The 19,481-nt window shown below is 53.2% G+C and carries 21 protein-coding genes; 6 read left to right on the top strand and 15 right to left on the bottom strand.

Translation table 11 applies throughout. The features are described 5' to 3' along the window. Nucleotides 1-57: 57 nt before the first annotated feature. Entirely contained in the window at nucleotides 58-1,494 is a 1,437-nt protein-coding gene (locus BJU60_RS01045) for an NADP-dependent glyceraldehyde-3-phosphate dehydrogenase (RefSeq protein WP_070327910.1), read from the bottom strand. 228 nt (nucleotides 1,495-1,722) lie between these two features. Between BJU60_RS01045 and BJU60_RS01040 the strand changes: the two genes are divergently transcribed. Next, nucleotides 1,723-2,601, top strand: a complete 879-nt coding sequence (locus tag BJU60_RS01040; RefSeq protein ID WP_083273941.1) for a chemotaxis protein — start codon at nucleotides 1,723-1,725, stop codon at nucleotides 2,599-2,601. 37 nt (nucleotides 2,602-2,638) lie between these two features. Here BJU60_RS01040 and BJU60_RS01035 read toward each other — a convergent pair whose 3' ends face one another. After that, complete coding sequence (locus tag BJU60_RS01035) at nucleotides 2,639-3,043, bottom strand: Hpt domain-containing protein (protein ID WP_254281613.1); 405 nt, start codon at nucleotides 3,041-3,043, stop codon at nucleotides 2,639-2,641. Between the two features lie 112 nt (nucleotides 3,044-3,155). Here BJU60_RS01035 and BJU60_RS01030 point away from each other — a divergent pair, with 112 nt between their 5' ends. Next, complete coding sequence (locus BJU60_RS01030) at nucleotides 3,156-4,091, top strand: magnesium transporter CorA family protein (protein WP_070327095.1); 936 nt, start codon at nucleotides 3,156-3,158, stop codon at nucleotides 4,089-4,091. Between the two features lie 47 nt (nucleotides 4,092-4,138). On the opposite strand, the gene BJU60_RS01025 is transcribed toward BJU60_RS01030, so the two are convergent. Beyond that, nucleotides 4,139-5,251, bottom strand: coding sequence for a PP2C family protein-serine/threonine phosphatase (locus BJU60_RS01025; RefSeq protein WP_070327094.1), 1,113 nt, complete (start codon nucleotides 5,249-5,251; stop codon nucleotides 4,139-4,141). A gap of 161 nt (nucleotides 5,252-5,412) precedes the next feature. On the opposite strand from BJU60_RS01025, the gene ytzI reads away from it, so the two are divergent. Further along, nucleotides 5,413-5,583, top strand: coding sequence for a YtzI protein (ytzI, locus tag BJU60_RS15130; protein WP_141737204.1), 171 nt, complete (start codon nucleotides 5,413-5,415; stop codon nucleotides 5,581-5,583). Nucleotides 5,584-5,610: 27 nt separating this feature from the next. Here ytzI and BJU60_RS01020 read toward each other — a convergent pair whose 3' ends face one another. After that, nucleotides 5,611-7,737 carry a DNA topoisomerase III gene (locus BJU60_RS01020; RefSeq protein ID WP_070327093.1) on the bottom strand — a complete coding sequence of 709 codons (2,127 nt, stop codon included), beginning with the start codon at nucleotides 7,735-7,737 and terminating at the stop codon, nucleotides 5,611-5,613. Nucleotides 7,738-7,864: 127 nt separating this feature from the next. On the opposite strand from BJU60_RS01020, the gene BJU60_RS01015 reads away from it, so the two are divergent. Continuing rightward, nucleotides 7,865-8,734 carry a DMT family transporter gene (locus tag BJU60_RS01015; RefSeq protein ID WP_236633681.1) on the top strand — a complete coding sequence of 290 codons (870 nt, stop codon included), beginning with the start codon at nucleotides 7,865-7,867 and terminating at the stop codon, nucleotides 8,732-8,734. On the opposite strand, the gene BJU60_RS01010 is transcribed toward BJU60_RS01015, so the two are convergent. The 3 genes from BJU60_RS01010 to BJU60_RS01000 form a co-directional block, all read right to left on the bottom strand. Next, nucleotides 8,729-10,111, bottom strand: a complete 1,383-nt coding sequence (locus BJU60_RS01010) for an MATE family efflux transporter (protein ID WP_070327091.1) — start codon at nucleotides 10,109-10,111, stop codon at nucleotides 8,729-8,731. The genes BJU60_RS01015 and BJU60_RS01010 overlap by 6 nt on opposite strands. An 81-nt stretch (nucleotides 10,112-10,192) precedes the next feature. After that, nucleotides 10,193-11,446: a peptidase U32 family protein gene (locus tag BJU60_RS01005; protein WP_070327090.1), complete on the bottom strand. Its 1,254-nt coding sequence runs from the start codon at nucleotides 11,444-11,446 to the stop codon at nucleotides 10,193-10,195. A gap of 10 nt (nucleotides 11,447-11,456) precedes the next feature. Next, nucleotides 11,457-12,359: a peptidase U32 family protein gene (locus tag BJU60_RS01000; protein WP_083273940.1), complete on the bottom strand. Its 903-nt coding sequence runs from the start codon at nucleotides 12,357-12,359 to the stop codon at nucleotides 11,457-11,459. A 148-nt stretch (nucleotides 12,360-12,507) separates the two neighbouring features. Between BJU60_RS01000 and BJU60_RS00995 the strand changes: the two genes are divergently transcribed. Then, nucleotides 12,508-13,302, top strand: coding sequence for an SDR family NAD(P)-dependent oxidoreductase (locus tag BJU60_RS00995; RefSeq protein ID WP_236633370.1), 795 nt, complete (start codon nucleotides 12,508-12,510; stop codon nucleotides 13,300-13,302). Between the two features lie 60 nt (nucleotides 13,303-13,362). Here BJU60_RS00995 and BJU60_RS00990 read toward each other — a convergent pair whose 3' ends face one another. From BJU60_RS00990 to rnz, 7 genes are read right to left on the bottom strand one after another with little or no spacing between them, the layout of a single operon-like run. Beyond that, nucleotides 13,363-13,704 (bottom strand): hypothetical protein, encoded by a 342-nt coding sequence (locus BJU60_RS00990; protein WP_254281612.1) that lies wholly within the window; start codon nucleotides 13,702-13,704, stop codon nucleotides 13,363-13,365. Between the two features lie 17 nt (nucleotides 13,705-13,721). After that, a complete protein-coding gene (locus tag BJU60_RS00985) occupies nucleotides 13,722-14,267 on the bottom strand; it encodes a hypothetical protein (RefSeq protein WP_070327088.1) in 546 nt (181 codons plus the stop codon). Beyond that, nucleotides 14,240-15,202: an ATP-binding cassette domain-containing protein gene (locus BJU60_RS00980; RefSeq protein ID WP_070327087.1), complete on the bottom strand. Its 963-nt coding sequence runs from the start codon at nucleotides 15,200-15,202 to the stop codon at nucleotides 14,240-14,242. The genes BJU60_RS00985 and BJU60_RS00980 overlap by 28 nt, the downstream gene beginning before the upstream one ends. Beyond that, complete coding sequence (locus tag BJU60_RS00975) at nucleotides 15,162-15,839, bottom strand: hypothetical protein (RefSeq protein WP_070327086.1); 678 nt, start codon at nucleotides 15,837-15,839, stop codon at nucleotides 15,162-15,164. Before BJU60_RS00975 ends, BJU60_RS00980 begins: the two co-directional genes overlap by 41 nt. Continuing rightward, nucleotides 15,817-16,230, bottom strand: coding sequence for a DUF4430 domain-containing protein (locus tag BJU60_RS00970; protein WP_070327085.1), 414 nt, complete (start codon nucleotides 16,228-16,230; stop codon nucleotides 15,817-15,819). Before BJU60_RS00970 ends, BJU60_RS00975 begins: the two co-directional genes overlap by 23 nt. After that, entirely contained in the window at nucleotides 16,227-17,117 is an 891-nt protein-coding gene (locus tag BJU60_RS00965; protein WP_070327084.1) for a hypothetical protein, read from the bottom strand. The genes BJU60_RS00970 and BJU60_RS00965 overlap by 4 nt, the downstream gene beginning before the upstream one ends. A 1-nt stretch (nucleotide 17,118) precedes the next feature. Beyond that, nucleotides 17,119-18,024: a ribonuclease Z gene (gene rnz, locus BJU60_RS00960; RefSeq protein WP_070327083.1), complete on the bottom strand. Its 906-nt coding sequence runs from the start codon at nucleotides 18,022-18,024 to the stop codon at nucleotides 17,119-17,121. A 74-nt stretch (nucleotides 18,025-18,098) separates the two neighbouring features. On the opposite strand from rnz, the gene BJU60_RS15200 reads away from it, so the two are divergent. Beyond that, nucleotides 18,099-18,272, top strand: coding sequence for a hypothetical protein (locus BJU60_RS15200; RefSeq protein WP_167615642.1), 174 nt, complete (start codon nucleotides 18,099-18,101; stop codon nucleotides 18,270-18,272). Nucleotides 18,273-18,318: 46 nt separating this feature from the next. Here BJU60_RS15200 and BJU60_RS00955 read toward each other — a convergent pair whose 3' ends face one another. Next, complete coding sequence (locus BJU60_RS00955) at nucleotides 18,319-19,449, bottom strand: M20/M25/M40 family metallo-hydrolase (RefSeq protein WP_070327082.1); 1,131 nt, start codon at nucleotides 19,447-19,449, stop codon at nucleotides 18,319-18,321. Nucleotides 19,450-19,481 lie beyond the last annotated feature (32 nt).

Below are 19,481 nucleotides of genomic sequence, written 5' to 3'. Positions count from 1 at the left end.
AGAAAGAAGGGATTTCAATGGCACAAAAAAAGGAGGGGATTTCTCCCCTCCAATCGTTTATAAGTTAATGACTGTCACTTTATCGCGTGTCATCGTTTCAAGACTGCGTCCGATCCCTTGGACACCGAGACCTGATTGTTTCACACCGATGAACGGGAAGTGGTCAGGACCGCGTTCCGTTCGACCGTTGACTTGGACCGTACCGACTTCAAGCTTGTCGGCGACCGTGAACGCACTGTTCACGTTTTGCGTGAACACGCTCGCTTGAAGACCGAACTCTGACTCGTTCGTCAGTTCGATCATCTCGTCGAGCGAGCTGACACGGATGATCGGAAGAACAGGTCCGAACGGCTCTTCCCAAGCGACACGCATCTCACGCGTGACGTGATCGAGCAGCGTCGGGTGAAGCAGGTTGCCGTCGCGTTCGTTACCGTGGACGACCGTCGCACGCTTGTTGACGGCGTCGTCGATCAAGCCTTGAACGTAGTCAGCCGACTTCTTGTCGATGAGCGGGACGATGAAGCTGTTGTCGACTGGCGAACCGACCGTGAGTTTCTCGACACGCTGTTTCAACATGGCGACGAGTTCGTCCGCTTGATCTTCGAGCACGAAGACGCGTTTGATCGCCGTGCAACGCTGACCCGAGTAAGAGAACGCACCGCTGACGATTTGATCCGCCGCAAGCGTCATGTCCGCGTCTTCTAAGACGAGCGCCGGGTCTTTGCCGCCGAGCTCTAAGACGACCGGGACCATCGATGCCTGTTGTGACAAATGTTGACCGGTTCCTGTACCGCCAGTGAATGTGATCATGTCGACACCTGGGTGCGACGTCAAGTAGTCGCCGATGACCGAACCGCGACCCGTCACGAGGTTCAACAATCCGCTCGGAAGACCGGCGTCTTGCAGGGCCTCGACCATTTTGACGCCACTGATCGCACCTTGCGTCGCCGGTTTGAAGACGACCGCGTTCCCCGTAATAAGGGCCGGGGCGATTTTAGCAGCGGCTAAGTTAACCGGATAGTTGAATGGTGAGATCGCGAGAACGACACCGAGTGCCTCTTTTTTGATGATCGCCATTTTATTCTTTGATCCGCCCGGGAACGAATCGCCTTGCATGAATCCACCTGTGAAACGAAGTCCTTCCTCAGCCGTATAACGAATAATCTCAGCTGTGCGGACGACTTCTTTCTTCGCGTCGCTCAAGTTCTTCCCGACTTCGCGCATGATGATTTGACCGATCTCATCGACGCGTTCTTCGAGTTTGTCCGCCCATGCGTACAACAGCTCGGCGCGCTTGTTGACCGGAAGCGCCGCCCACTCTTGTTGTGCACGTTTAGCACCGTGAATCGCCTCGTCGACTTCGTCGCGCGACATCGCTTGGACGTGTCCGACGATTTCTTCTGTATAAGGTGAAACGAGTTCAATCGTCTCATTTGTTGTTGATTCTTGCCATTGCCCGTTAATTAAATATGGATACGTGTTCATACTCATAATCTCTATCTGCCTCCTGAGTAAGCTGTGATATCTCGTTGCCACCCTCATTGTATGCAAAATCAATTCCGTTGAACAACTATAAAGATTCAGTTTATGTAATGTAAACGGTTACTCAATGACTTTTCGTGATTTTTGACCCGACTTTGACACTTTTCAACTGAAGACTTTGGTCGATTTGACCGATAGAAAGGAAGAGAGAACGCGATATAGGAGGGACCACCATTGAGCATGGATCATAATATTTTACTTGAAGCAGGTACGAACGAGTTAGAAATCGTCATTTTCCAGTCAGGCCCGTTTATTTTCGGGATTAACGTCATGAAGGTTCGCGAGATCATCACGATGCTTCCACTTACCCCGTTACCCGGGACGCCTGAGGCGATCATGGGGTTGATCGAATTGCGCGGTGAAGTCATGACGGTCATCGATCTCCCGATGGTCATCGGTCATCCTCGTGAAGCCGGAGACGGGGATCGCTTGATCGTCTGTGAGTTTAACGGCGAGAAATCGGTGCTCCGAGTCGACCAAGTGACAGAGATCAAGCGCATCTCATGGGAACAGATCGATACACCGTCAGATCTTGCCCGCGGTGTTCAAGGCATCACGAACGGCGTCGTCAAAACAGGAGACCAAATGATCATTCTTCTCGACTATGAGCGCATCGCTCTCGAGTTGTCACGAAAAGACATCATGGCTCGTGAATCCGTCAAACGACTCGGTGCAAGGGAACGCTCGAACAAACAAGTGTGGATCGCAGAAGATTCGGAGATGCTCCGCACCTTGATCATCGACACGCTCGACGATGCAGGCTACTTCAACACGACAATCTTCAACAACGGGAAAGAAGCGCTTGATGCGTTCGAGCAAGATGGTGTCGAATGCGATCTGCTCATCACCGACATCGAGATGCCGCAAATGGACGGGTTGCATTTGACGAGACGGCTACGCGAAATGGACCGCTACGCGACGTTACCGATCGTAATTTTCTCGTCACTCATCTCAGATGACTTGAAACATAAAGGCGACGCCGTCGGCGCGAACGCACAAATCACGAAGCCTGAAATCGGCATGTTGATTGCGACGCTCGATGAGTTTTTAGCCAAATGACAAACCGAGGGGCCGCAAAATTGCGGCCCCTCTTTGATTACACCAATCGATTGAAATAGGCGTCCCACTCGACAGCGAACCGTTGCATTTGACGCTCGATGTCCTCAAGCACCGGTTCAAGATTCTCGACTTCGTTCGTCTCACCGGCGAGTTCAAGTTGTTGGAAACGCGACGCCGTCTCGTCGAGTCCGACCGAATAAGAGGCTCCCTTTAACAAGTGGGCGAGTTGTTCGATTTGTTCATGATCTTTCGTCTCGACCACGCGCTTTAATTCAGGAAACTTCGCCTCGAACTGCGCGACGTACGTCTCTGCAATCTTTTTCAGAAAATCTTTATTTCCACTAGCGATTTGATGGAGCTCTGCTAATTTCTCTTCGTTAAACAGAGCGTTTTGAGGTTTTGAGTCATCTCCATCCCTCCTTCTACTCATTCCTTCTGACATTCTAACTCACTGTAGTATGTTTTCGAGAGAAAACAAAAAATCTCCTTCTTTGCGATTGCACTCTCCTACTCGCCTACCTATAATAAAGTTGAGCTAAGGTAGGAGGAAGATTATGCTAACGATTTACCGTACCGACGCATCTGGTCGTGTGCACGAGATCGAAGACTTTGACAAAGGAAGCTGGATCCAACTCGTCAATCCGACGAAAGACGAGGCCGATCAAGTCATTGCCGCCTCCGGCATTCCTGAAGACTTCGTGTACGACCCACTTGATATTGAAGAAAAGCCGCGCTTTGAGAAAGATGACGAAGGCCTGCTCATGATCATTGACGTTCCATACGTCGAAGAAGACGATACGGGACGTGCCTATAATACGATCCCACTCGGTATCATCGTCACGGGACGACATTTCATCACCGTCTGTTCGCGTGACCTCGATGTACTCAACTTGTTCGCTAACGGCAAAGCCCGCTTGTTCCGGACAAACTATCGCAGCCGGTTCGTCTTCCAGATTTTGCACCGAGTCAGCATGACGTACTTGCGGTTCCTTCGCCAGATCGACCGGCGAATGGAAGAGCTAGAGCAAGAACTTCAACGTTCGATGCGAAATCAGGAAATTTTCCAGTTGATGAACTTACAGAAGTCGCTCGTCTACTTCATGACATCGCTCAAAGCGAATGACAGCGTCCTCGACCGCATCGTCAAGACGCCGAGTCTTGAGAAGCATGAAGAAGACGAAGACTTGTTAGAAGACGTATTCGTCGAGCATCGTCAGGCGATGGAGATGGCCTCGATTTATAACGACATCATCAGCATTAAGATGGATGCGTTCGGGTCGATCATCTCGAACAACGTCAACTTCGTCATGAAGTTCTTGGCGTCGATCACGATCGTGCTCAGCATTCCGACGATGATTTCCGGGATCTTTGGGATGAACGTCCAAGTCCCGTTCGAAGGTCAATCAATCGGTTTCGTGTTCGCACTTGCCATGATGGTCGGTTTTTCGAGTCTCGCCTTTTATATTTTATGGCGGAAACGTTATTTCTAGACAAAAGGATGAAATCGTCATGAGCGACGGTCTCATCCTTTTGTCGTTTAAGTTAGCTTTACCGTGACGAGGCACAAGTCGTCGTCAATCTCGATTTTCGGGACGAGCCGTTCGGCAACGTGACGGGCATAATCTAAGCCGTACGTGGCGATGTCTTTTTCAAGCCAACGGATGCCGTCATCGATGTCTTTGCTATAACATTCCATCAGTCCGTCCGTGTACATATGCAGGACCATACCTGGCGTGATCTTGATTTCTTTCGATTCATAATTCGGTTCCTCGAACATGCCGACCGGCACCCCAGTCGTCTCGAGACGAGTCATCCCTTCCGGAGACGTCACGATCACGGGCGGATGGCCGGCATTGACATACTCGATGCGTTGATTCGTCGTATCGATGTAACAATAGACGGCCGTGAAATAACTTTGCATATCGTCGCCTGAAAACAGGAACGTCATCTGTCGGTTCAGTTCGGTCATGACGTCGACCGGGTACTGGACGTTGGCGACAAGGCCTGGCAAGATTGAGCGGATTCCCATCGTGATCAAGGCTGAAGACACGCCGTGACCCATCACGTCGAAGATGATGACACCGTAACGATCAGGCGCGACTTGGAACCAGGCGTACATGTCACCCGCCAATTTTTTAGATGGCAGGTACAGCGCCCGCATATCGATTTCCGCGCTACTGATTGGTGGGGTCAGTGCGCTCTGCTGAATCTTTTGGGCCAAATCCAGGTCATATTGGAGACGAGCCTCATATTTTTTCCGTTCATCGACGGCCGCTTTGTAACGGAGCGCCGAGCGAATCCGAGCGAGGAGTTCGGTGATTTTGATCGGCTTCGTCGTATAGTCGGACGCTTCAGCATCTAGCCCTTCGGCAATTTGCTTCTCTTCGGTCCGGCCCGACACCATGATTACCGGCAGTTCTTCATATCCTGTCATTTGTCGAATCCGTTTGCACGTTTCAATCCCTGAGATGCCGGGCATCTCGACATCGAGCAGGACGAGGTCATACAGCGACGGGGCTTGCGGGTCCATGAGGAGCGCGAGAGCATCTTCACCACTTGAGACCGAGACCGTCTCATAATCGTGTTGATGCAATAATTGTTCGAGAACCATCGTATTGACCGGTTCGTCGTCGACAATCAAAATCGCCATAGTCATCCCTACCTTCTCTGTCAGTGTTCTTCTATATGTTATTGTATCATATCTAATCAAGAGACCAACCATTTCAAACCTGTAACAGTTGTGAGAGACTCAAACATGGAGAACGTCTCAGATTTTTGTCATACTAAGAGAAAGAAAGCGAGGAATGCGCTATGGGATGGATATTTGCCGTGAGCGGATTGATTATTTTACTCGTCTTGGTCGCCTCTGTCGTCGTCATCCAAAAAGGATACGCCTACAAAGACAACAAAGACGACATCGTCCTCGATTACGATGAGATCAATCGTCGAATCTCTGAAAACGATCAGACCGATAAAAAATAGAGCCGTCCAGCCGGGCGACTCTATTTTTTATTTGAACTCGAAGCGTAACGCCCCTTTTTCAAGATAGAGCGTGGCATCAAACGTCTTGTCGCCTTTTTTGAACGCATGAACATTCGACTGCCCACCGTTGATCATCTGTTTCAGTTCGTCTTTCGCGAGTCCGACGCCGAGCACTTGTTTCGACATCGTAAACTTGCAGCCCTCACGATACCCGCTGCACCCGATGAACTTCGGATGCTCGACAAGTCCTTTGCCACAGCTCGGGCAGACGCCGAACGACTCCTTCGGCCGCGAGGCAGCTTTCTTCCCAAAGCGTCTCGGTTCGATCGTATAGCCTTCCGGGTTCGCCGCCTCGACTCTCGCTTTCGCTTCCTCCACAAGATGGATCGACATCTTTTTCGCTTGGTCGATGAATTCGGCCGCAGACGCAGACGCCTGCCCGATCTCATGGAGCCGCTTCTCCCATTTCGCGGTCATGGCCGGCGAGGCGAGGATGCTGTCGCCGAGCACATCGATCAAAAGACGGCCTTTATCGGTCGGGACGAGATCTTTCTTTTGAAGTTCGACATAACCTCGCTTCTTCAAGCCATCGATGATGTTCGCCCGGGTCGCCTCGGTGCCGAGCCCCTCGACTTCTTTCATGATATGGATCAGTTCTTCATCATCGAGCTGTTTCCCGGCGACTTTCATCGCCATGATGAGCGCCCCTTCTGTATACCGTTTTGGCGGCTCGGTCTGTTTCGATAACACTTCGACTTTCTTTTCAGTCAACGGCTCACCGAGCGTTAGCGCCGGTAGCTCGACGTCTTTTGATTTCATCTCGACGACTTGACGGTACCCCGGGCTGACGACGACCGTCCCTTTCGCCCGGTACAAGTCGTCCCCGTCCATGAGGTCGACCGTCGTCTTCTCGAGTTTCGCCGGGGGGGCGAACGCCGCCAGAAAGCGGCGGTTGATCAAATCATACAGTTTCGCTTCATCCCCGCTGAGCCGGGCCACGTCCCCGCAAGCCTCGGTCGGGATGATCGCATAGTGGTCGCTCACTTTTTTCGCGTTGACGTAGCGGCTGTTCCGGGACGGATTTTCGGTCAAGACGGCCGCAAGCCCGGCGTAAGCGGCGGACTTCAACAGTCTGGCTTTCGTCTGCGGGAACAGCGTCGCCTCGTCGGGCGTGACGAAACTAGAATCTGTCCGCGGATAACTGACCCACCCTTTCGTATACAGCTTTTGGGCGATATCGAGCGTCTTCTTCGCCCCGAAGCCGAACCGTTTGCCGGCCTCGGCCTGGAGACCCGATAAGCTGAACCAGAACGGTGGGTGTTCCGTCTTGTCTTCCTTATCAATCGACCGCACGACCGCCGTTCCGGTCGATCGGTCGACGACGGCGTCAGCTTGTTCACGCGTCTTCAGTTTCGTCGTCTTTCCGAGTGTGTATTTCGCTTTGAACGTGCCCCGTCCTTTTTGGAGCGTCGCTTCGACCTCGAAGTACGGCTCCGGGACGAACTGTTTGATCTCGCGCTCTCGATTGACGATCAAGGCGAGCGTCGGTGTCTGGACGCGGCCGAGTGAGAACACGTCTTCGATGCCAATCGTCTTCAAGAGCGTCGTATATGCGCGCGATGCGTTCATACCGACGAGCCAGTCGGCACAGGCACGACTCATCGCCTCATGGTAATACGGAATCGTCTGCTCTCCCGGTAACAGCTGCGCGAAGCCGCGGTCGACCGCCTGCTCGGTCAAACTCGAGATCCATAAGCGCTCGAGCGGTTTTTTGTTGCCGGCAAGGCGCAAGATGAGACGAACGATCGCCTCTCCTTCCCGCTCGGCGTCAGAAGCGATGATGACGTCCGTGATCGAGCGGTCGTGGAGCCATTTTTTGATTGTCTGGAACGGCTTCGACTTGCCCTTCGAGATGCGATAGTCGAACCGGTCTGGGACAATCGGAAGTGATTCATACTTCCAAGACTTCCACTCCGGGCGGTAGTGGGACGGCTCTTGGAGTTCACATAAGTGGCCGACTGCCCAGACGACGATGGCACCTTCCGGGAAACGAGGGCATGCCGCGATTTCAATCTCGTCTTTTCTCTTTTTTGATGGATACGGCGCCGCCAGCTTTTGTGCCTGCGACGGTTTCTCCGCAATGATTAATCTCATGTGATCCCTACTTTCGTTGTCGTTCGGACGATCTCGTCGGAACGACACTTTCGAAAAAGAATGTTTTTTCTCGTATGTTTCATTATATCATTAGAGGAATATGTACAAAACCAAAGGGGGATGCCTGTTGTCTTATTTAATTTTATTTGCCGCCGTCTTTTTCCTGTCGACGAGCGTCTTGTTCGTCAAATGGACGTCCGCTCCGGCGGAGACGGCCGCATTCTACCGTATGCTGTTCTCGAGCCTCATGTTGTTGCCGTTTCTCGATTACCGCTCGCTCTTCTCGTTACGCTCGAACACCCGCTACGCGATCTTGCTCAGCGGGACGCTCCTCGCCTTCCATTTCTGGCTCTGGTTTTTATCGCTCGACTACACGACCGTCGCGAGTTCGACGTTGTTCGTGACATCGAGCCCGATTTTCGTCCTCATCGGGAACGCCCTGTTCTTTAAAAAACATCCGACCCGAAAAGGTTTGGCGTTTGCGCTCGTCGCCGTCCTCGGCGGCATGCTCGTCGCGGCCGGTGATATCCAAATCGGTCGCGACGCGCTCTACGGGGATTTGCTCGCGCTTCTCGCCGCCTTGTTGATCGCCGGCTACTGGCTCGTCGGTCAACACATTCGGACCGAGATGAAGACGAACGACTACTCGTTCAGCGTCTATCTCGTCGCCACGTTCGTTCTCGGTTTCATGTTGCTCGTTCGGGACACGACATTCGTCGGCTTCGAAGCGGTGAATTGGTGGTATTTCATCGCCCTCGCCTTCTTCCCGACGCTCCTCGGCCATAACTTGTTCAACTACGCCCTCGCCCGCGTCAGTGCGACCGTCGTCAGCATCACCATCCTCGGCGAGGCGCTCTGGGGCATGCTGTTCGGGTTCGTTTTCTTCGAGGAACGGCTCGGCGTGATGCAATGGATCGGCGCGGCCGTCTTGCTCGGTGGGATTTACTTGTTCCTAAAAGAAGACGCCCGTTCAACAAGAACGGACGTCGTTTCATAAATTGGTCGCTTTCGCTTCTACCTCATCTTCTGACGGACGGAACAGCAGTTTCCGGTCCCAAATCGCCATGCCGACCGCTGTCAGGAAGGTCAAGCCGTCGGCGATCGGGAAGGCGAGCCAAACACCGAACACACCGAAGAAGTTCGGTAAGATAAACACGAGCGGAATCGTAAAGAGCGTCTGTCGAGACAACGACAAGAACATCGCGACCCGGGCTTTCCCGAGTGATTGATAGATGCCGTTGACGAGCATTTGGACGCTCGTTAAAAACGAGACAGCGAACAGGACATGAATCGCCGTCACCCCGCCAGCAATCAAGTTCGCGTCGGACGTGAACATGCGCATGAGCGGTTCCGGGAACAGCTGGAGCGTCAGCCAGATGAAGACCGCAATCGCGATTCCGGCCCGTAGCGCCGTCCAAATCGTCTCGCGCATCCGCTCGAACTGTCGCGCCCCGAAGTTATAGCCGACTATCGGTTGCATGCCTTGGACGATGCCCATGATCGGCATCCCGACGAGCGCCATGAACTTATTCAAAATGGCGAACGTGGCCAATTCTTGGGTCCCCCCATACGTCCCGAGCATGATGTTGACGAAGACGAACAAGATCGATTGCGACACCATCATGACGAACGAGGATGACCCGATTGCCATAATCTCCTTCAACTCGCCGAACCGCAGCCGAAACTTCCGCCATTGGAAGTTGAGCTCGGTCCGGCGATTTTTTGCGAAGAAGAAGCGTAACATGAGCACCGATCCGACGACTTGAGCGAGCGCCGTCGACCAGGCCGCCCCGTAAATACCCCATCCGAACGTGAAGATGAACAGCGGCGTCGTCACCAAGTTGACGACGACGGTCGTGAGCATCACTTTCATCTGATAAGGTGCTTGTCCTTCGGCCCGCACCATCGCGCTCGCCGCGAGCGTGAACATGAAGAACGGCGAACTGATCAGCGTGACCGATAAGTATTGACGACTCAATTCCATGATCTCCGACGTCGCTCCGAACACGGTCAAGATCGAGTCGAGCATGAAGATGGCCGAACTGACCGCGAACGCGGCGAACACGCCTACGAGCACGAGCACGTTCATGAACGTGACGGCGGCACCGGCGTCATCTCCTTTGCCGAGTTTCCGCGAACTGATCGAGGCCCCGCCGAGACCGACCGCACTCGAGACGGCCATTAGAATCATTTGAATCGGGAACGCGATCCCGATCGCGGCCACGGCAGCAGGGCCGATGCCACGCGAGACAAAAATCGTGTCAATTATATTATAGAGCGCCGTCACCAGCATACCGATCATCGCCGGCAGCGACAGCTTGAACAGCAGGCGTCCGATCGGATCGGTCCGGAGTTGCTCCGTGTTCTGATTCATCCTTCCATCCCCTTTTTCGTATATGTTAATAGGGTAGCAAGATTGGATGGAACGGTCGACTATGTTGCCTTGACGGATGTGTCAACGGGCACTCGAAGCGGGAACTTTCACTGCTGCCACTTTTCGTTTTCGCATGATGAAGTCGGTCGCGACAGGTTGGTCGACTTTGACGCGTACCGTCATCATCGCCTGGTTCGCCGTCTCGAGCGGCATCCCAGTCTCATCGAACAACTCGTCGATCCGTTGCGTGAAGCGGACGAACCCGGGGCCGAAGAATTCGACTTCTTCTCCGCGGCGGAAATGGTTACGCTGCTCGAGCGTCGCCATGCCTGTCGACGCTTCATACGAGATGACGCGCGCTGCGAACGCATATTGCGGGATGGAACGCGGTTTGCCGAACAGTTGCTCTTTCTCGGTCGGGATGCCGTAATAGAACCCGCTCGCGAGCTCACGTTGCGCCGCTTTCCAAATCTCTTCTTCCCATGCCGGGTCGAAGACGAATCCTTCAGGATCCGCGCAGTAGGCGTCGATGACTTGACGATAGACGTTACAGACGGTCGCTACGTAATGGATCGACTTCATCCGTCCCTCGACTTTCAAGCTATCGACGCCGGCATCGACCAAATCGGGTATGTGCCGGACCATCGCAAGATCGACCGAACTCATCGAGAACGGTTCCTCATCGCGCGCTGCCATGTCGTCTGTCAACAGCTCATCCGCCTCGAAGAAGCCGTATTTCCAGCGGCACGACTGGGCACAGCCGCCGCGGTTCGCATCGCGGAGCGCCATATGGTTCGACAGCGTGCAACGCCCCGAGTAGGAGATACACATCGCGCCATGGACGAACGCCTCGATCTCGACGTCGACTTGACGCTTCATCTCTTTGATCTCTTCCATCGATACTTCACGGGCGAGGACGATTCGCTCTAGCCCTTCCTCTTGCCAAAAACGGAGCGTCTCGTAGTTCGTCGCCGACGCCTGGGTCGACAAATGGACCGGAAGACCGGGCGCGTCCGTGAGACAGACCTCGATCATGGCCGGGTCCGAGACGATGACGGCGTCGATGCCGATGTCACGGAGTCGACAGAAGAAATCGCCCGCGCCATCGATATCCCCTTCATGGGTCACCATGTTCGCGGCGACATACACTTTCGCCCCGCGCTCGTGCGCGAATGCGACGCCTTCAGTCATCTCCTCGTATCCGAAGTTGCCGGCCCGCGAGCGGAGCCCGAACTGTTGACCACCGATAAAGACCGCATCGGCCCCGTAGAGAATCGCCATCTTTAATTTTTCTAAGTTTCCTGCCGGAGCTAGTAGTTCTGGACGTTTTTTCATCTTGATCCCCTCACTTGATCTCTTCTGGATTTCGTAACAACAGTCCGGTCCCAAGCCGGAATTGTTCAGGTTGGAGTTCGGCGAGACGCCGTTCCATGAGCGTGCGGTCGAACTGGCCATTCAACAAATCCGATCGGGCTTTGTCGAACAGACGGACGATGTCGACGAACACGTCCCCGGCATGCCACCCTTCGAGTTTCCACGTATGCAGTCCGCCTTTTAAGAGCACAGGCAATTGACCCATGAGTGTCAAATCTTCTGAGAAGACGTGCGTCCCATTGTCGTCTTGGTAGACGGGATAGCGACTGTCCGCATCAGACGGTTCGCTCATATAGTACTCGCGCGCTTCCGCGTCCTCTCTCGACCGACCGATCTCATTGAAATAGTTCGTCAATAGCGGTCGTTTCGAGTGATGGATACATGTTGGTCCGTACACTTGAACCTCGACGGGGAGCCCAATCTGCTGTTGAATCATTCCGAGTTCGGTCAGTGTCACTTCACGGGCCGCGACCGCCCCGATGGCGTCGCGCTTACCCCAAAATTGAATGTGTCGCGCCGACGTGACGAGCGTTTGAGCATCGTACCAATAGGGGATATTGGCATTACGGATCAAGCGGATGGCACCTGGATCGCCCGCCGTCACACTGTCGATCCCGATTTGCTTGAGCGCGTGTAAATAATCCGGCAACGCCTCGATTTGATCATTATGCATCAAATTGTTGACGGCAACCGTCACTTCTTTGCCGTAACGATGGGCGAGCGCTGTGACTTCTCTCACAGCCGGAAGCGACCAGTCACCTTTATGGCGTAAACCAAACGTCGACTCTCCGATATATAGACGGTCTGTCCCCGCCATGATCAGCGCCTCTGCTTGTTCGACGCTTTGTGCTGTAGTAACTAGCTGAATCATCATCTGTTTTTTCTCCTGACTTTGTGAGTCTAATCACATATTCTTGATATACTTTAGCACACGTTCAAGCGTGTCGACGAAGCAGGAATTTAACAACTGGTGAAGAAATCAGTAACAATGTATGACTTTTTAATTGAAGGAGTGGACGATTTTGACAAAAACAGCCTTGATTACCGGTGCCTCGACTGGCATCGGCCTAGATCTCGCCGTCTTAGCGGCCCGAGATGGATTTGACTGTATTCTCGTAGCTCGTAGCGAGCCACGGTTACATGAACTCAAAAAAGTGCTTGAAAAACGATACACGATTAACGTGCACGTATTCGCACTCGACCTGTCTGAACACAACGCCGTGAAACGGTTGACGAACGCGATTGACGACGCCGGGCTCACGGTCGATTTTTTAATCAACAACGCTGGTTTCGGTACGGCCGGCGAGTTTATCGAGCTCGATGCGGAAACTGAGGCCGAAGAGGTCCGGTTGAACGTCAACGCCTTGACCGAGTTGACGAAAGCGTACTTGCCTGACATGGTCGCCCGCAATCACGGCTACGTCTTAAACGTCGCATCTGTCGCCGCATTCCAGCCGGGACCGTATATGGCCGTCTATTACGCGACGAAAGCGTATGTCTTATCACTCACAGAAGCGCTCCATGCCGAGACGAAAGGCACAGGCGTAAACGTCAGCGTCCTTTGCCCGGGTCCGACCGACACCGGTTTCTTTAACCGGGCCGGCAGTGAAATGATGGTATCGAAAATGCCGTCTCATCTCGTCGCTTTCTTCGGTTATAAGGGCGTCATGAAAAATAAACGGGTCATCATCCCAGGCTTGTCGAACCAAGCGCTCGTCGGACTCGCGAAAATTATGCCGCGAGCGGTCAGTCTCGAAATTTTACGTCGATTCCAAAAACCGACAGATGCCTCGGTCGAACAGCTCCCGACATCTTAAATCTAAAACAAGCAGAGCGACTCAAACGTTTGAGTCGCTCTGCTTGTTTAGGTTGAGGAATCAGTCGCCATGGCGTGACAGCTGAATCAGACGTCGAATAAAGATAAAAGCTGGTATCACCGTCATGAGCGCCGTCGTGACGACGAGAGACCAGGCGAACACGGCTTCAAGTGTGACCGTTCGGGCTCGTAGCTCCTCGAGAAGATTGACGTTTTGAACGGACAAGACGATCATCAGTGCCGGCCAGACGCTAGAAGCGAGGATGCTCAACATCGCGTATCGTGTCCGAATGAGCCGACGCGACATCAAGAAGATATTGACGGCCATAAACAATAGTCCGATGAAGAGAAGCAAACCGATCTCATACATATTGACGTATCCGCCCATGCTCAACCACCTCACTCGAGTAGTACTCATGTTTACCCGTCTTCTCGGACAAATATGCGAACGAATAAATCATGTAGGACGATCAAAAAGAAGACGTTTGCGATTCCATGCGCCAGATCGAACGGCAAGCTAAGAATGAGCAATTTGATAAAGTCGGCTCCAATCACTTCCGCGAACGACAAGTTCGTCGTCCAGCCGAATAAAAAACCAGAGCCGAGCCCGATTGACCAAAGTAACATGCGCGACCGCAACAAGACCGGTCGTAACAAGTAAACGAGCGTGATCACGAGCAGCCAACCGAGAAACTGATACAAAACGAACGGACCGAGGCCGAGTAAAAGTCCCGATAAAATCGGGACGAATAAAGCGAGCATGCCTGCACTCGTCCATCCAAAATAGAGCGCGGTCAGTATCAATAGTGCGGTCGTCGGTTGCACGTTCGGGATGGCCATGAAAAGCCACCGTCCGATGACGGCGAGCGCAAGAAGCTGCGTCAATACAGAAATAGGTGACTTCGTCCGCTCAAACTTCGACAAAAGTGCGAACGCGGTTATGAGGGCGAGGACGTAAGTGACCATAACGTACTCCGATCCACGTACTGTTCGCGCGTGCCGTCAAACACGACCGCTCCGCTCGCCATACATAAGACATGACCTGCCGCCGCAATCAAGCGTTCATCGTGGGTCGCACATAAAACACGCGCCGTCTCGGCTTTTTGTACGATTGCCGCAACGAAGGCGTCGCGTTCGTTCTCCGACAGTCCGACCGTCGGCTCGTCGAGGACGATGAGTGACGACGTGGACGCGAGTACCGCCTGCAACTGTTCGACCCGTCGATTCAACGATTTTGGGAACGGCCCGTACTCGGGGTCTGCCGGAAGATAGAGCGGCCGCTCTGATAACTTCACTTTCCCGTATAGCGGACGCAGACTCTTCGCCATCAGTTCTAGGAGTGTCGACTTGCCACTGCCGTTCGTCCCGATGCACACCGTTAACCCTGGTCCGTCAGACCGGTACGACACGTGTTCGACCGCGTAGGCGGGTTGCAACGGATGACGATAGGACACGTCTTTGACGTTAATCGATGCTTCACTAGACGACTTTACGACCGTGAACGCATGTGTTGCACCGCCTTCACGCGACCGGTCCGTATAAGCGACGCTAATCCCGAGCTGTCCTAGCCGCCGAAGCAGCATCGACAAGTGTTCGCTTCGGAATCGATCGAGATAACGGAACGGCTCGATGAGAACGAGCGCATCGGGATTTTCGCCGAGCACGTGAGCGATTCGAACGAGTTGTTGTTCTCCGCTCGAGCATTCATCAAATCGTTTTTTGGACAGATGATCGATTTGCAAGAGCGCTGCCAGTTCGGCGCCGCGCATCGCATCATCACCGGCGAGCAGTGAGGCGACCGAACCGGCGAGCGGGTCATCGAGATTGACGATATGGGCCCGCTCTGAAGCGACCCACTCCTCAATTTGCTGACGTCCGTGCTCTGAGGATAACCAACGCATCTCGCACACCTCCTTTCGTCAAATACGGGTAAAGCAACCAGATGAGTGGTGACCACTTAAGCGCCGCCACAAAGCAACTAAACAGGATGAACAGATGAACGAGATCATCGCCTTGGAATGAACGTAGGCGCGGCAACGCGTAAACGGGTTCACGGCGCTGGCTGTCAATCCCGACGACGATCGCTTCTCGCCAGTCTTGTCGCTGGTGACTGCGGAGCGACAAACGGATGGCCCGTTCCATGGACGGGACGAGCGCCCAAGCACCGTATAGCAACCGGGTCGATTGCGGAAAGCGTCGCAAGAGCGGCAATAGCCGTTCTAATCGCATGAAACGGCTCGCCCAAACCATTCCGAATAAAAACGTCGCCAAGCGGACAATTTGGTCGCTGAGCGCACGGATGGAGACGTCCCACTGGAGCAAAATCGGTGCGAGCGAGATCAGCGCGAACGCGACAAGCAGACCGAGCATCGCGACGGGAAAGCGCCGCTCCAACAGTAACAACAAGACCAGCCCGGCGAGCAGACTTAACGAACCGTTCACATGGATCAAGACGTACAGATGGACGAGTAGAAAGAAAAGGAGCGTGACAGCATGTCTACGCTCCCAATCCGCCTCATTCGAAGAAAGAAATCGCATCTTCTTCAAACCGCCATTGGATAATATCGGTGGACTCGACTTCTTTTGCAGCCGCCCCTTCATCGCCAGGGCTGCCGTTAAAGGCATACACCCAGCCAGATGACTGACCGGCTGATTTTTCTTGTATCCCGTCGATTGCCGTGACGTAGGTCATCTCCCCGCTTCCGACCGAATCAATCGGCAATTCTGTCGCCTTGAGGGCATCGAGCACCGTCGCCCCATCCTCTAGGCAGACACTTTTCTCATGGTACAACGTCTCTTCCGTCGACGCGTCGTAAACGGAAATCGTCGGTTCGACGTCACAAGACTCACTTTGTCCGTTCGACGTCTCTTCTCCAGCACAAGCTGCCAATAAAGGTATCATCACACTCATGATGAGCAATTTTTTCATTGATCCGTCAAATCCTCTCGTTGGTGAATGGAGTAGTTGTAAAGAATCGTATATTTTTCGCCTGTCGTTCTGCCTTCACGGGTCAAACCGGTCAATTGAATACTGTTGGCGAGCACGGGTTCGCGCTGGAGCCAGAATTTGACGATTCGTCCGTCCCGGTTGATCATGAGCATCGCTTCGTTCTCGAACGTGTACATGTCGTACAGTCCATCAAATGAGAGCTGCAAGAGCGGTGCCTCGACTTGTTTGGCAAAGTCTTCCCACGCTGTCCCTCGTACGGCTTCGATCACGTGTTCGAAGTCGACGAGCTTCTCGAAAAAGGCTCGGCCGGAACCTTTGTTCATCTCATCGACTTGACGATATTCAAGTTCCCCTGAGTCGTCATAGTTGATGCGGATTTGCTGGAACGAGCTGCTGCGTTCGACCATGAGCAAATACTCGAGTGATTGCAGTTCACCGTCCCGGTCGACAATCATCTTGCTACGATCGAGCTTGATCACCTCGCCGTTGATCCGGCGTAAAATCGTATCTGTCATCCGGTCGAACGACTCGTCTTGCACCGACACCGGCCCGATTTGTTGAGATTCGGCCCGGAATTCGGATTGGTCGAACAAAGGTACGAACAGTAAAACGATGAAGAAGAAGAAGCCGACGAGTGCCCCGTACCATTTATACCGGCTGTTTCGTTTTGGAAAGAACAAGAATGACATCAAAAATCCGATTGGGATATGAAACCCGCCGATCGGAAACGAAACGATTCCGAGCAACGAGTAGAATAAGAACTTGGCGAAAAAGTTCGGTTCTGGTTCTTTCAACTGATTCAATCTTACACCTAGCAACAGGCTGATGACGATGAAACCTAGCCAAACGTATAGTTGTATTGTCACATCAATCCCCCACTATAAACTCGGAAAAGTCGGTTGCCACATGGCTATCCGCAAACCCAGACACGACCTCGGCCTCAAATTCTGCTTCCCGGCCTTGATAGCGGGCCGAGATATGGGTGACGATCAATCGGCCCGCGCCCGCCTTGTTCGCGAGCCTTGCGGCTTCGACCGTCGTCGAGTGACCGTACTGTCTCGCAAGTTTTGACTCCCCTTGCATAAACGTCGCCTCGTGGACAAGAACGTCGGCAGCTTGTGCGAGCACGAATGCATTCTCGCACGGAGTCGTATCCCCTAAGATGGCGACAATCGCTCCACGGACCGATTCTGTGACATATTCTTTAGACGCGTATGTTTTCCCTGCAAATTCAAACGTGTCTGCTTGTTTGATTGTCCGATAGATTGGACCGCTCGGAATACCGAGTGCTCTCACTTTGTCGACGAGGAGCGTCCCCGGACGCGCCGGTGCCTCGATGCGAAACCCGTAAGATGGAAAGCGATGCGCGAGCTTCCGCACCGTGACGAGGTGACCGTCTTGCTCAAACGTGTCCCCGTCCTCATATTCGACAATCGTCAGGTCATAGCCTAAATATGAACCGGTCAGTTTCAACGTCAGCTCGAGCCATTGCTTGATGCCACGCGGTCCGTACAGCGTGAGCGGATCCTTTCCGTCGAGGGCGGAACGCGTCGATAAGAAACCTGGCAACCCGAAGACATGGTCCCCGTGTAGATGCGTGATCCAAACAGCCGATACTTTTCGCGGTTTGATCGTGGTATGGAGAATCTGGTGCTGGGTCGCCTCCCCGCAATCGATCAGCCACGTCTGTTTAGGCAATGTGAGTGCGAGCCCGGAAACGTTCCGTTGTTTCGAAGGCATGCCTGAACCAGTTCCTAAAAAATGTAACTTCATAAATATATTTGTCCTTTCTGCTAGCCTAATCCATGCTATACTTGAGTCACTCGTTGAAAAGGATGTGATCCGTGATGAATAAAGTTGAACATTCCGATGCTTTGTATGAAGTGATTCGGGAACGAGCGACTTCAATGAATCGCAAACACCAACAAGATGCAGGCACCTCGATCCGAATTCACGACATAGCGACCGAACTTCACTGCTCAGACGAACTCGTCTTAGAATCGTTGGAGTTCGCCGCATAAACACACGAACACATAGGAAGAGCCGACTTAGCGTCGGCTCTTTTTTTTAGTTTGTTTCCCGTGTTGCGACTTGCTCGACAATTTCAACAACGAGTTCAATCAACTTATACAGTTCGACGAGTGGCATGCGTTCGTTCGTCGTATGGATTTCTTCATACCCGACCGCAAGGTTAACCGTCGGAATGCCTCCACCGGCGATCACGTTCGCATCTGAGCCCCCGCCCGAATGAAGGATACGAATCGGACGTCCAATCGCTGTCGCGGCTGACTTCGCCACTTCGACGACCTCGTCGCCTTCTTCGAACTTGAAGCCCGGGTACATGATGTCAATCTCGACTTCAGCACGACCACCGTGCGTCTCAGCCGCTTCGATATACGCTTGCTTCATCGCTTCGGCTTGCGCTTCCATCTTATCGTGGATAAGCGAACGGGCCTCGGCGAGCACTTCGACGTAATCACAGACGATATTCGTCGCGCGGCCGCCTTCGAAGCGTCCGATGTTAGCCGTCGTCTCTTCATCGATCCGGCCGAGCTTCATTTTTGCGATCGCTTTCGCTGCGATTTGAATCGCCGAGACGCCTTTTTCTGGGGCGACACCGGCGTGGGCCGTCTTCCCGTAAATTTTCGCGTTCACTTTTGCTTGGGTTGGAGCTGCCACGATAATATCGCCGACCGGTCCGTCCGAGTCGAGTGCGAAACCGAATTTCGCATCGATTTTCGAGAGGTCGAGCACTTTCGCACCGACGAGACCCGATTCTTCACCGACCGTGATGACGAACTGGATCTGACCGTGTGGAATTGCCTCCTCTTTCAAGACCCGAACGAGTTCGATCATCGCTGTAAGACCCGTCTTGTCGTCGGCACCGAGAATCGTCGTCCCATCCGTGACGATATAACCGTCTTTAATACTCGTTTTGATGCCTTTACCTGGTGTGACCGTATCCATGTGGGCCGTGAAGTAAATCGGGTCAACGCCCTGTTTCGTCGCAGCCAACGTGACGATAAGATTGTTTCCTGAATGCGCAGTTTTTGTCGATGCGTCGTCTTCGTAGACGTCACATCCGAGTTCTGTGAAGACCGACTTTAAATGCTCACAGATGACCGCTTCTTCTTTTGTCTCTGAATCGATGCTGACCAACTGTAAAAATGTGTCCAGCACACGTGTCTCGTTTACCATAAAAACATCCCTCCATCCAAACATTTCTTGGT

Origin of the sequence: Exiguobacterium aurantiacum, from assembly GCF_001766415.1 — a bacterium.
Taxonomy (GTDB): domain Bacteria; phylum Bacillota; class Bacilli; order Exiguobacteriales; family Exiguobacteriaceae; genus Exiguobacterium; species Exiguobacterium aurantiacum_A.
The sequence above is the reverse complement of the archived record's forward strand: the minus strand, read 5'-3'. Positions and strand labels throughout refer to the sequence as shown.

Excerpts from the sequence above, each read along its gene's own strand:
- BJU60_RS01040 (WP_083273941.1), top strand. The coding sequence starts at position 1,723 with ATGGATCATAATATTTTACTTGAAGCAGGTACGAACGAGTTAGAAATC.
- BJU60_RS01035 (WP_254281613.1), bottom strand. The coding sequence starts at position 3,043 with ATGTCAGAAGGAATGAGTAGAAGGAGGGATGGAGATGACTCAAAACCT.
- BJU60_RS01030 (WP_070327095.1), top strand. The coding sequence starts at position 3,156 with ATGCTAACGATTTACCGTACCGACGCATCTGGTCGTGTGCACGAGATC.
- BJU60_RS01025 (WP_070327094.1), bottom strand. The coding sequence starts at position 5,251 with ATGGCGATTTTGATTGTCGACGACGAACCGGTCAATACGATGGTTCTC.
- ytzI (WP_141737204.1), top strand. The coding sequence starts at position 5,413 with ATGGGATGGATATTTGCCGTGAGCGGATTGATTATTTTACTCGTCTTG.
- BJU60_RS01020 (WP_070327093.1), bottom strand. The coding sequence starts at position 7,737 with ATGAGATTAATCATTGCGGAGAAACCGTCGCAGGCACAAAAGCTGGCG.
- BJU60_RS01010 (WP_070327091.1), bottom strand. The coding sequence starts at position 10,111 with ATGAATCAGAACACGGAGCAACTCCGGACCGATCCGATCGGACGCCTG.
- BJU60_RS01005 (WP_070327090.1), bottom strand. The coding sequence starts at position 11,446 with ATGAAAAAACGTCCAGAACTACTAGCTCCGGCAGGAAACTTAGAAAAA.
- BJU60_RS01000 (WP_083273940.1), bottom strand. The coding sequence starts at position 12,359 with ATGATGATTCAGCTAGTTACTACAGCACAAAGCGTCGAACAAGCAGAG.
- BJU60_RS00985 (WP_070327088.1), bottom strand. The coding sequence starts at position 14,267 with ATGGTCACTTACGTCCTCGCCCTCATAACCGCGTTCGCACTTTTGTCG.
- BJU60_RS00980 (WP_070327087.1), bottom strand. The coding sequence starts at position 15,202 with ATGCGTTGGTTATCCTCAGAGCACGGACGTCAGCAAATTGAGGAGTGG.
- BJU60_RS00975 (WP_070327086.1), bottom strand. The coding sequence starts at position 15,839 with ATGCGATTTCTTTCTTCGAATGAGGCGGATTGGGAGCGTAGACATGCT.
- BJU60_RS00970 (WP_070327085.1), bottom strand. The coding sequence starts at position 16,230 with ATGAAAAAATTGCTCATCATGAGTGTGATGATACCTTTATTGGCAGCT.
- rnz (WP_070327083.1), bottom strand. The coding sequence starts at position 18,024 with ATGAAGTTACATTTTTTAGGAACTGGTTCAGGCATGCCTTCGAAACAA.
- BJU60_RS15200 (WP_167615642.1), top strand. The coding sequence starts at position 18,099 with ATGAATAAAGTTGAACATTCCGATGCTTTGTATGAAGTGATTCGGGAA.
- BJU60_RS00955 (WP_070327082.1), bottom strand. The coding sequence starts at position 19,449 with ATGGTAAACGAGACACGTGTGCTGGACACATTTTTACAGTTGGTCAGC.